At 62.6% G+C, this 11,817-nt stretch carries 9 protein-coding genes; 5 read left to right on the top strand and 4 right to left on the bottom strand.

Features of this window, described 5'->3' with window-relative positions:
* Nucleotides 1–7 precede the first annotated feature (7 nt).
* The 5 genes from ftsH (at nt 8) to folD (ending at nt 5,947) form a co-directional block, all read left to right on the top strand.
* A complete protein-coding gene (ftsH, locus tag ACVC7O_RS15000; protein ID WP_458322922.1) occupies nt 8–1,930 on the top strand; it encodes an ATP-dependent zinc metalloprotease FtsH in 1,923 nt (640 codons plus the stop codon).
* A gap of 115 nt (nt 1,931–2,045) precedes the next feature.
* A complete protein-coding gene (locus ACVC7O_RS14995) occupies nt 2,046–2,642 on the top strand; it encodes an MOSC domain-containing protein (RefSeq protein ID WP_458322921.1) in 597 nt (198 codons plus the stop codon).
* A gap of 147 nt (nt 2,643–2,789) precedes the next feature.
* Entirely contained in the window at nt 2,790–4,466 is a 1,677-nt protein-coding gene (locus tag ACVC7O_RS14990; RefSeq protein WP_458322920.1) for a formate--tetrahydrofolate ligase, read from the top strand.
* Between the two features lie 94 nt (nt 4,467–4,560).
* Nucleotides 4,561–5,031: a hypothetical protein gene (locus ACVC7O_RS14985; RefSeq protein WP_458322919.1), complete on the top strand. Its 471-nt coding sequence runs from the start codon at nt 4,561–4,563 to the stop codon at nt 5,029–5,031.
* Nucleotides 5,032–5,044: 13 nt separating this feature from the next.
* A complete protein-coding gene (gene folD / locus ACVC7O_RS14980) occupies nt 5,045–5,947 on the top strand; it encodes a bifunctional methylenetetrahydrofolate dehydrogenase/methenyltetrahydrofolate cyclohydrolase FolD (RefSeq protein ID WP_458322918.1) in 903 nt (300 codons plus the stop codon).
* On the opposite strand, the gene ACVC7O_RS14975 is transcribed toward folD, so the two are convergent.
* The 4 genes from ACVC7O_RS14975 to ACVC7O_RS14960 all read right to left on the bottom strand — a co-directional run bounded on the left by ACVC7O_RS14975 (nt 5,944) and on the right by ACVC7O_RS14960 (nt 11,742).
* Nucleotides 5,944–6,363, bottom strand: coding sequence for a PaaI family thioesterase (locus tag ACVC7O_RS14975; RefSeq protein WP_458322917.1), 420 nt, complete (start codon nt 6,361–6,363; stop codon nt 5,944–5,946). The two genes, folD and ACVC7O_RS14975, sit on opposite strands and share 4 nt — an antisense overlap.
* 9 nt (nt 6,364–6,372) lie before the next feature.
* A complete protein-coding gene (gene pdeM, locus ACVC7O_RS14970; protein WP_458322916.1) occupies nt 6,373–7,035 on the bottom strand; it encodes a ligase-associated DNA damage response endonuclease PdeM in 663 nt (220 codons plus the stop codon).
* A 39-nt stretch (nt 7,036–7,074) separates the two neighbouring features.
* On the bottom strand, nt 7,075–9,528 hold the full coding sequence (locus ACVC7O_RS14965; protein WP_458322915.1) for a ligase-associated DNA damage response DEXH box helicase: 2,454 nt from the start codon (nt 9,526–9,528) through the stop codon (nt 7,075–7,077).
* Between the two features lie 225 nt (nt 9,529–9,753).
* Nucleotides 9,754–11,742, bottom strand: a complete 1,989-nt coding sequence (locus tag ACVC7O_RS14960) for an ATP-binding protein (RefSeq protein WP_458322914.1) — start codon at nt 11,740–11,742, stop codon at nt 9,754–9,756.
* Nucleotides 11,743–11,817 lie beyond the last annotated feature (75 nt).

The following is an 11,817-nucleotide window of genomic DNA, read 5'->3' as shown; positions in this document are numbered from 1 at the left end:
AAAATCGTTGGGTAATGCACGCAACATCGCCTTCTGGGTCGTCCTGTTTCTACTGATCCTGGCCCTGTTCAACCTGTTCAGTGGGCCCGGCAGCACGCTGCAAAGCCGCGAGATAAGCTATTCGGAGTTCGTCAACGCGGTCGAATCCGGCGAGGTCAGCAACGTGACGCTCGATGGCGAGCAAGTGCGCTTCCGTCAGGCAGACGGCGTGGATTATGTGGCGATCAAGCCGGAAGATGCTGAAATCACACAGCTTTTGATTGAGAACGACATTGCGGTGCGTGCCGAACAGCAACAGCAGTCCGGGTTCCAGACCTTCCTGATGTCGCTTCTGCCCTTCCTGCTGCTGATCGGTGTCTGGGTCTACTTCATGAATCGGATGCAGGGTGGTGGCAAAGGCGGCGCCATGGGCTTTGGCAAGTCCAAGGCCAAGATGCTCACCGAAAAGCATGGCCGCGTGACCTTTGACGATGTCGCGGGAATCGACGAGGCGAAGGAAGAGCTGGAAGAAATCGTCGAATTCCTGCGCAATCCCCAGAAATTCAGCCGTTTGGGCGGCAAAATCCCGAAAGGTGCATTGCTTGAGGGCCCTCCCGGGACTGGTAAGACGCTCTTGGCTCGCGCCATCGCCGGTGAGGCGGGCGTGCCTTTCTTCACAATCTCGGGATCGGACTTCGTGGAAATGTTCGTTGGTGTCGGTGCCTCTCGCGTGCGCGACATGTTCGAGCAAGCCAAGAAGAACGCGCCCTGCATCGTCTTCATCGACGAGATTGACGCCGTGGGTCGGCACCGGGGTGCAGGCTATGGCGGCGGTAATGACGAGCGTGAACAGACCCTCAACCAACTGCTGGTCGAGATGGACGGGTTCGAAGCAAATGAGGGCGTGATCATCATCGCGGCGACAAACCGCAAGGATGTGTTGGACCCCGCACTGCTGCGCCCGGGCCGGTTCGACCGTCAGGTGACCGTGGGCAATCCGGACATCAAGGGCCGCGAGAAAATCCTCGGCGTACACGCTCGGAAGACTCCGCTCGGTCCCGACGTCGACCTGCGCATCATCGCACGCGGAACGCCTGGGTTTTCTGGCGCCGATCTGGCGAACCTTGTGAACGAAGCAGCACTTGGCGCGGCCCGCGTGGGGCGTCGCTTCGTGACGATGATCGACTTCGAGAACGCGAAGGACAAGATCATGATGGGCGCCGAGCGTCGCTCAATGGTCATGACGCCGGAACAAAAGGAGATGACCGCCTATCACGAGGCGGGACACGCACTGGTGGGCATCAAACTGCCGAAATGCGACCCGGTCTACAAGGCGACGATCATCCCGCGCGGCGGTGCGCTCGGCATGGTGATGAGCCTGCCGGAAATGGACCGCCTGAACATGTTCAAGGACGAATGCCACCAGCGTCTCGCCATGACCATGGCGGGTAAGGCGGCGGAAATTCATAAGTACGGGCCGGAAGCGGTCTCGAACGGCCCTGCTGGTGACATCATGCAGGCGTCGGGTCTTGCACGCGCCATGGTGCTGCGCTGGGGCATGTCGGACAAGGTTGGTAATATTGACTACTCCGAGGCCGCCGAAGGCTATCAGGGGAACACCGCGGGCTTCTCCGTCTCGGCCAACACCAAGGAGTTGATCGAGGAGGAGGTGCAGCGCTTCATTCAGGACGGCTATGACTGGGCGCTGAAGATCATCACCGAGAACGAGACCGAATTCGAACGTCTTGCACAAGGTCTTCTGGAATACGAAACCCTGACTGGTGACGAGATCAAGCGGGTCATGAATGGTGAGCCTCCTGTGCCGCCCGCGGATGAGGACGACAAGCCGGACAGCGGCTCGGCCCCCAGCGTCATCGGCATCCCGAAAGCCAAGGCCAAGGCGAAGAAAACGCCGCCTTCGGATGGCGGGCTGGAGCCGGAGCCGACCTGATCACGGATCGCGATGGAAGTATCACGAAAAACCATAGGCCCCGCCACGCGCGGGGCCTTTTCTTTTCGCAGCACCTCTGGTCCAAATGCGCAGGTCAACTCCCGGAGGACCGGTCATGCCCGCGCTTTTGCCCACACGCTTCACTGGAACCATCACCTGGCTGGGCCGGGTGATCGACAGCGAGGCCAGTTTGCGCGCTGAACCTTTGCCATCTGCCGCGCTCACCTTCACCGGCATCGAAGGGGAGTGCCACGGCGGTCTGACCCGCCCGTCCTGCGTGCGCACCAAGGCGCAATATCCGAAGGGGACGGAAATCCGCAATGTGCGGCAGCTCTCCGTGCTTTCGGCGGAGGATCTTGCCGCCATCGCCTCGGACATGGGGCTGGAGACGATTGATCCCGTCTGGGTCGGTGCCTCGATGGTGATAGAGGGTATCCCCGATTTCACCCATGTGCCGCCATCCTCGCGGCTGCAGATGCCCAGCGGTGCGAGCATTACCGTGGATATGGAGAACCGGCCCTGCGTGCTGCCGGGCCGCGAGATCGAGAAGGATCACGCGGGCTTTGGTGCGGCGTTCAAACCGGCGGCGAAGAACCGGCGCGGGGTGACGGCCTGGGTCGAGCGCGAGGGGGCAGTGGCCGTCGGCGACACGGTCACCTTGCACATCCCGGACCAGCCCGTCTGGCCGCATCTCGCCGACGCGCGAACGTAACAATCGTTTCCGAAACGAAACGATTGCTGCGCTTCCCGCCGCTGACAGCGGTGGAAATGTCGGAATCGCCCTTCTGCCCATTGCGGCGCGCTCGTATGCAGGACGCAGCATCACAGCCGCGCGCGGCGTTTCATCGGGGAGTGTTCCATGGCCTATAAATCTGACATTGAAATTGCGCGCGCCGCATCGAAAAAGCCGATCCAGGAGATCGGGGCTAAGCTGGGCATCGCCAGCGACGATCTGCTGCCCTACGGTCACGACAAGGCGAAGGTCTCGCAGAGCTTCATCAACTCGGTGCAAGGCAACGAGAACGGCAAGCTGATCCTGGTCACGGCGATCAACCCGACGCCGGCCGGTGAGGGCAAGACCACCACAACCGTCGGTCTGGGCGACGGGCTGAATCGCATTGGAAAGAAGGCTGCCGTTTGTATCCGCGAAGCCTCGCTTGGTCCGAACTTCGGCATGAAGGGCGGCGCTGCGGGTGGCGGCTATGCGCAGGTTGTGCCGATGGAAGAGATGAACCTGCACTTCACGGGCGATTTCCACGCGATCACATCGGCTCATTCGCTGCTCTCGGCGATGATCGACAACCACATTTACTGGGGCAACGAGCTGGAAATCGACACCCGCCGCGTCGTCTGGCGTCGCGTGGTCGATATGAACGACCGCGCGCTGCGTCAGATCACCACGAGCTTGGGTGGTGTGGCCAACGGCTTCCCGCGCGAGGCGGGCTTTGACATCACCGTGGCCTCGGAAGTCATGGCGATCCTGTGCCTGTCGAAAGATCTCAGCGATTTGCAGAAGCGCCTCGGCGATATGATCGTGGCCTACCGCCGCGACCGCTCACCCGTTTATGCCCGTGACATCAAGGCCGATGGCGCCATGACGGTGCTGCTGAAAGACGCGATGCAGCCGAACCTCGTGCAGACGCTGGAGAACAACCCGGCGTTCGTGCACGGCGGGCCATTTGCGAATATCGCGCATGGCTGTAACTCCGTCATCGCGACCACCACGGCACTGAAACTGGCGGACTACGTAGTCACCGAAGCGGGCTTTGGGGCGGACCTTGGGGCCGAGAAGTTCCTTAACATCAAGTGCCGCAAGGCGGGCCTCGCGCCGTCTTGCGTGGTGGTTGTGGCCACTGTGCGCGCGATGAAGATGAACGGCGGCGTGGCCAAGGCCGATCTGGGTGCGGAGAATGTGGACGCGGTCAAGAGCGGTTGCGCCAACCTTGGGCGTCACATCGAGAACGTGAAGAGCTTCGGCGTGCCGGTGGTTGTCGCGATCAACCACTTTGTGACCGACACCGATGCTGAAGTGCAGGCCGTTAAGGACTACGTCGCTGGTCAAGGCGCCGAGGCGGTTCTGTCGCGCCACTGGGAGCTGGGCTCCGAAGGCTCTGCCGATCTGGCCACAAAGGTGGTGGAAACCATCGAGAAGGGCGAGGCCGATTTTGCGCCGATCTACCCCGACGAGATGGGGCTGGCAGATAAGATCAACACGATTGCGACCAAGATCTACCGCGCGGACGCGGCGCTGATGGATCAGAAGATCCTCAACCAGTTGAAGGACTGGGAAGCGCAGGGCTACGGCAACCTGCCGGTCTGCATGGCGAAGACGCAATACAGCTTCACCACCGACCCGAACGAGCGCGGCGCACCGACAGGGTTCAATATCCCGGTTCGTGAGGTGCGCCTGAGCGCGGGCGCGGGCTTTGTCGTCGCGATTTGCGGTGAGATCATGACGATGCCGGGCTTGCCGCGTGTGCCCTCCGCGGAAGCGATCAAGCTTAATGCAGATGGTGACGTCGAAGGATTGTTCTGATCAGATGGGCTCAGGCGCGGGGATCGACCCCGCGACTGAGCCTTGCCCCTGCGGGGCTCGCAGGCATCGACCGGAGCCAAGGGAGACGGATGTCATGGTCAGAGCAATTACCTTCATCTTCGCGATACTGATCGCAGGCGCTTCTGCGGCGCAGGATCGATATGTGGGCTACTACTACCCGGAAGTGACCTCGGAAGAGACCTTCGACCGGGTGGTGCGCGCCAGTTCAGGGGCGGGCAAGGCGGTGCGGATCGACTTCGTGAACGTGCTGACAAGCGCGCAGCTCGAGGCGCCCGAGAGCCCGCGGTTTGTCTTCTTTGCCAAGGGCGAGGATGCGGACACGCTGATCCTCACCGCGCTGGATGACGAGGTCTTTGCCACGCTCTACCGCGCCCGGGCGATCATGGCGCAGATGACGGTTGCTGTCCGGCAGGGTGGGTTTTTTCAACAGGAAGAGCTGCAATATGTGGCGACCTTCTATGATTTGCTGCAGCTCATGCAGTTCAACGAATTGGTGATCAGCGATGGTCGCTCGTGGACCCACAGGGTCATGTTTCAAAGATAACAGGAAGACAGAGATGCCAGCTACGATCATCGATGGAAAAGCATTTGCCGGTAAGGTGCGGGCGCAGGTGGCCGAGCACGTCACGCGGCTCAAGGCCGATCACGGGATCACACCGGGCCTGGCGGTGGTGCTGGTGGGCGAAGACCCCGCGAGCCAGGTTTACGTGCGCTCCAAGGGCAAGCAGACGGTCGAAGTGGGCATGACATCGGTTGAGCACAAGCTGGAGGCCGACACCTCCGAAGCTGATCTGCTGAAGGTGATCGACGATCTGAACAAGGATCCGGAGATCCACGGTATTCTGGTCCAGCTGCCTTTGCCGGGGCATCTGGATGAGGATCTGGTGATCAATTCCATCGCGCCTGAAAAGGACGTGGATGGGTTTCATATCTCCAACGTGGGCCTGTTGGGCACGGGGCAGAAGTCCATGGTGCCCTGCACGCCGCTCGGCTGCCTGATGATGCTGCGCGATTATCATGGGTCGCTGTCCGGCATGGATGCGGTGGTGATTGGCCGGTCGAATATCGTGGGAAAGCCGATGGCGCAGTTGCTGCTGGGTGACAGCTGTACGGTGACCATCGCGCACAGCCGCACGAAGGACCTGCCCGAGGTGGTGCGCCGCGCTGATATTGTCGTGGCGGCGGTTGGACGGCCCGAGATGGTGCCGGGCGACTGGATCAAGCCGGGGGCCACGGTGATCGACGTGGGTATCAACCGACTGGACGCGCCGGAGCGCGGTGAGGGCAAGACGCGCCTTGTCGGTGATGTGGATTATGAGAGCTGTGCCGCTGTGGCGGGTGCAATCACGCCGGTGCCGGGTGGTGTCGGGCCGATGACCATCGCCTGCTTGCTGGCCAACACCGTGACGGCCTGCTGCCGCGCCAATGGCTTGCCGGAACCGGAAGGGCTGACCGCTTAGGCGGAGACCGGCACCATCGTGCCCTGCAGGATGGCGATGAGGGTTTCGGTGCCGCCTTTCAGGGCGTGGACCTCACTGCTCACCACCATGAGCCGTTTGCCGGGTTTGATCACCTTTCCGCGTGCCCGCAGCTGATCCCCGACCGCGGGTGCGAGCAGGTTGATCTTGAGCTCGGCCGTCACGACCTCGCTGTCGAGCGGCATCAGGCTGAGCGCGGCATAGCCCGCAGCGCTGTCGCCGATGGAGAAGGTCAGACCTGCGTGACCGAAGCCCTGCTGTTGCGTCGCACCGGGCAGGATGGGTGCGGTGATCTCGACCGCACCTTCGGCGATATCGGTGATCTCTGCACCCAGTGTGCGCATCATCGCTTGCGCCGCGAAGCTTCGCTCAACCCGCTGTCGGTTGCTTTCGTCCATCTGCTGTCCTCACCTCGGCATTGGCACGCATGTGGGCACAGGGCCGGTGAGGATGGCAAGCGCATTCGGCTCCATAAGGCGGCCCAGCACGTCGCTGTGACTGCGCAGTCCACCGGTGTAGGTGCCATAGGCGGGTAGGATCAAGCGTTTGGAATCAAACAGGAATGCCGGGCGCGTGATGGTTCGTCCTCGCGCATGAAGCCCGGCCTTTGGGTGGTAATGGCCCGAAACTTCACCTGTTACACCGTCGCTGGCGATGTGCCGGAAGGTGAGCGGCCCGAGCGTCATCTCCTGCAGATGCGCGCCGCCAAACTCCAACGGGCCCGGATCGTGGTTGCCCTCTATCCAGATCCAGCGCCGCCCAGCCTGCAATTGCGTGATCCAGAGCCGCTCCTGTTCGGGCAGCGCAGCGGCGGCGGCGAGATCATCGAAGCTGTCCCCGAGGCAGATGACCGTACGCGCCTGTGTCCGCGCCAGATCAGCCGCCAGCCGTGTCAGCGTATCGCGCGTCTCGTAGGGCGGCAGCGACTGGCCGCTCCGCCGGGCGACGCGCTCGGATTTGCCCAGGTGCAGGTCGGAGATGCAGAGCAGCGCCTCGTCAGGCCACCAGAGCGCGCCAGAGCCGAGCGCTTTGAGCTCTACACCCGCGAATGTAAAATCGTGACAGTTCATGGTTTGTTCATCGCCGATCCCGCGTCGCCGTGCAAGCGCTCAATAGCCAACCCGCCAGCGCGGCGTGTTCGCCGGTTGCGGCGTGATCTGGGCCAGGCCAGAGGTTTCCATCAGCCGGGCGGCCTCTTCGGCGAGCAACTGTTCTTCCGCGGCGCCCTTGACCGGTACGCGTCCCATTTCGAGAAACAGGGGAGCGGCGAGCGGGGTCACACGGTCGAGCACGACATGGTCGATCCGGTCGCCGACCCGCTGCGCCATTTCCTCGATCCGCCCAAAATCGACCAGCCCGCGCAAGGCTTCCTCGCGGGTGATGTCGAGCAGCAGGTGGCCGGGGTCGTATTTTTGAAGCGTGTCGTAGAGGATGTCGGAGCTGAAGGTGGCCTGCCGGCCGGTCTTGCGCGCCGAGGGTGTGTTGCGCTGGATCAACCCGGCGATGGTGGCGCTTGCCCTGAACGTCCGCTTCATAACGGCATTGCCGGCGAGCCAGGTCTCCAACCCATCCTGCAGTGCGTCGAGATCGAAGAGCGGCGCGGGGTCATCGATCTGGTTCAGGCCCCAGATGAGGGTGGCATAGTCGGTGGCGACGAATCCCATCGGGTTCAGCCCCATCTCCTCCATGCGTTTGGTGAGCAGAAGGCCAAGCGTCTGCTGGCCGTTGCGTCCGGCAAAGCCGTAGATCACCGTCTGCTCGCGCCCGTCGTGCGGGAAGCTCTCGATCAGCAGGCGCCCGGGTTCGGGCAGCTGGCTGACCTCACGCTGAAGCGCCAGCCAGTCGGCGGTATGGGCGGGCAGCTCGGGCCAAGTCTCTTGCTGGAACATCTCGATCACGCGGGCGCTGAGCTGGGTGGAGGTGGCGAATTTCGTGCCGAGGAAGGTGGCGACCTTTGGTTTCTTGGCGGCATTTCGGCTGACCTCGACGGTCATCTCGCGCAGGCCTTCATAGCGCACGATCTGACCTCCGATCAGGAAGGTATCGCCAGGGGTCAGGGAGGCGGCGAAGCCTTCTTCGACCTCGCCCAGCGGCTTGCCGCCCCGGTTGCGTTTGAGCCGCACCTTGAGCGTGTCGGTGTCCTGGATCGTACCGATGTTCATTCGAATTTGTTGAGCGGCTCGGGGATCGCGCAGCTGCCACTGGCCATCTGCGCGCTGCAACAGGCGCTGCCATTGATCATAGGCGCGCAGGGCGTAACCGCCGGTGGCGCAGAAATCGAGACAGGCGTCGAATTCAGCGCGAGTAAGGCCGGCGTAGGCGCCCACGGTGGTGACTTCATCGTACAGCGCGGCGGCGTCGAAGGGACCCGCCGCGGCAGTGATCAGGATGTGCTGGCAGAGCACATCGCGCGGGCCGCGTCCGCGCGGATCGCCATCGAGCGCACCTTCGCGGACAGCCTCCAGAGCGGCCACGCATTCCACAACCTCGAAGCGGTTTGCCGGGACCAGCAGCGCCTTGGAGGGGGCGTTGTAGCGGTGGTTGGCGCGCCCAATCCGCTGCACCAGGCGCTTGACGTTTTTCGGGGCGCCGATCTGGATCACCAGATCCACATCGCCCCAGTCGATGCCGAGATCGAGGCTGCCGGTGCAGACGATCGCGCGCAGCTCACCGCGCACCATGGCGCCTTCGACGCGTTCACGTTGCTGGCGATCCAGTGATCCGTGATGGATGCCGACGGGCAGGCTGTCGTCATTGGCGAGCCAGAGATTGTGAAAGAAAATCTCCGCCTGCGCGCGGGTGTTATGGAAGATCAGCGTGGTTTTGTGTTGGCGAATTTGCTCGAGCACCGCGGGGATCGCATAGGCGGCACCACCGCCTGACCACGGGGGGGCTTCGTCCGTCGTCAGCATCGAGATGTCAGGGGCGGGGCCCGGATCGGCGATCAGGATTTCGCAAGGATCAGGGTGACGCGCCAGTTGCCGGGCGATGGCTTGCGGGTCTTCGACCGTGGCCGATAGGCCAACGCGCCGCAGATCGGGGCAGAGCCGTTGCAGCCGCCCGAGCGCCAGCATCAGCTGGTCGCCGCGCTTGCTCTCTGCCAGCGCGTGGATTTCATCGACCACAACCCGTTTCAGACTTTTGAACATGCGCGGCGCATCCTCGTAGGACGTCAGCAGAGCCAGGCTTTCCGGGGTGGTGAGCAGAATATGCGGCGGGTCGGCGCGTTGGCGCTTCTTGCGGCTTGCAGGAGTGTCGCCCGTGCGATCTTCGATGCGGATGGGCAGGCCCATCTCGGTGACCGGTGTCGTGAGGTTCCGCTTGATGTCAGCGGCCAGGGCCTTCAGCGGCGAGATGTAGAGCGTATGCAACCCGTACTCTGGCGCCTCCGCCAGATCGACCAGTGTCGGCAGAAACCCCGCAAGCGTCTTGCCTCCGCCAGTGGGCGCGATCAGCAGCAGGGCAGGCGCGTCCGCGCGATCGAGCATCTGTTGCTGATGGGGGTGGATGGACCAGCCTTTGGTGGCGAACCAGGTGTGGAAGGTCTGGGGCAGGGCAGTCATGCGGTGGAAGATAGCGGATGCAGTCTCGGGGGCCAGCCCCGTCGTGTCGGGCCTGAACCAGCGGAACCGTCATCGGCGGTTGCGTGCAATACGTGTTCGAATAGCGTTTTGCGCGGACAGAAGGGTACCAGCGGTCTATTGCTCTGAGAAAGCAGGGCTTGGCCACTGTAGAAAGACTATCCGCATAGCCCAGGCGCACCGGAGGGGGCGCAGTAGGTCTGTGCGTTACGATGCGTTTTTGGACAGCGCCTGTGCAATGACCTCAGCGAGTTCGGCGGGCGGGGAGGGTTTTTGCAGGAGCGGCGCCTGGACTTTACCCATCTCGGATGCCGTAAAACCGGTGTATCCGGACGTATAGATAACCGGAATGTCCGGCCGGATGTCCCGCACCCGTCGGGCCAGTTCAAAGCCGCCGATCTTGCCAGGCATCACCACGTCGGTCAGGAGCAGATCAAAGGGTTCGCCATCTTCCACCAGCGCCAGCGCCTGCTCGCCCGATTTGGCGGTCAAAGCGGTGTAGCCCAAATCTTCAACGACATCCGTGATCATCAGCAGAAGCTGCAACTCGTCTTCGACGAGCAGGATGGTCTGCCCGTTTCCGCGTTTGATGGCGTCTTCCGGCATGGGATCCTCTCTGCCACCTAACTCGCTGCCGCGCGGCAGGGTCATCTGGATCGTCGTGCCAACCCCAAGCTCGGAGTAGATGCGCAGATCGCCGTCAGACTGGCGAACAAAGCCGTAGACCATCGCCAACCCGAGCCCGGTGCCCGAATTGGTATCCTTCGTCGTAAAGAAGGGATCGGTGCATCTGGCGAGCGTTTCGTCATCCATGCCAGGCCCGTTGTCGGCCACGCTCACCTCGATGTATCGGAAGGTGGGACCATCCCCGTGACCGCTTCCAGCGGAGCTGTCCGACCCGGATTGCTTGCCGTCCAAAACCGCGGTTGGCGAGCGGACGGGCCGCGCCTTGATATCGATACGGTTACCTTTTCCAGCCCGGAGCATCGCGTCCCGGCTGTTCAGAACCAGATTCATCAGCGCGGTTTCGAGCTGCACCTGGTCACAATAGTGACGCAGGTCCCGGTCTTCGATGGAGACCTCGATGTCGATCTGCGCTTCGAGCATCGGGCGCACCAATTGCTGAAAGTCACCGAGCACATCCGACGTCAGTTTGACGCTCGAAAGCCCCGGTTGGCGCCTTGCGAAGGACAGCAATCGAGAGGTCAGAGCGCGGCCACGCTGTACCGAGTTGGCCGCCGTCTCCAGGTACATATCGCGTTTTGCATCGTCCCTTGCATTGCGTGCCAGATCGACCGCGTAGAGCTGGGAGGCCAGGAGGTTATTGAAATCATGTGCGATTCCGCCGGTGAGCTGCCCGAGAGCATCCAGGCGGCTCTTGCGTTCGACGACCTGGCGGTTGCGTTCCTCGTTCGACACGTCATCGATGACCAGAACGACGTGGATGCCGCTCGCCGGGTTGTCGACCAGCGCATTGTCCACGCGCACATACCTCTGATCCTGACCGGATTGTACGCGCCGCATCAGATGTGTCTCACTGCGCAGACGGTTGCCCGACATGGCGCGCCGGAGGGGGTCGGCGCTGGCCTCGAGCGGCTTCATCGTCTCGGCATCGAGAAACTGGATCGCCTTGGGCCACGCAAATGGTGTCGGATCAGAAATCCCGCCGAGCATATGGCGCGCGCGGTTATTGACCCGCACGACCTGCCCCGCGCTGTCGAGGGCGACGATGCCGCTGGTGGCGGCATTGAAGATAGTTTCAAGCTCGTCTCTGATCGCGGCGGCGCGCGCTTCTTGTGCTTTCTGTTCCGTGATGTCGGTCGCGATGCCGATGTGGCGGAGCACGGTGCCGTCGTCGGCTCGGTCGAAGACCGCATCATGGGAGACGAGCCAGACCCACCGCCCGTCCTTGTGCTGCATGCGATATTCGACCATCCGAATTTCGCCATCTTGCAGCTGCTGGAGCGCAGAAAAATGAGCGGAGACCCTTGGTAGGTCGTCGGGATGGGTCAGCGTGGGGATCAGCGCCTCCCCCATGGCCTGCGCTTCGGCGCCGGTGTAGCCGAGCATGTCACCTAAAGAGCGGTTGGTGTACTCACTTGACTGCGTCTTTTGGTTGAAGACGTAGATCACTCCGGGGACGACGCCGAGAACCTTCTCCAGGAATGACGCCGCATCCCAGTCTTCCGTGCTCATAACCGCCTCTCCCGTTTCGGTAGAGTTCTATCCACGCAGTCGCATTGCGTCCATAGCACAGTTTTTGGGCGTCGC

Source organism: Roseobacter cerffii, assembly GCF_054226325.1.
This window is presented reverse-complemented; position numbering and strand designations above follow the sequence as displayed.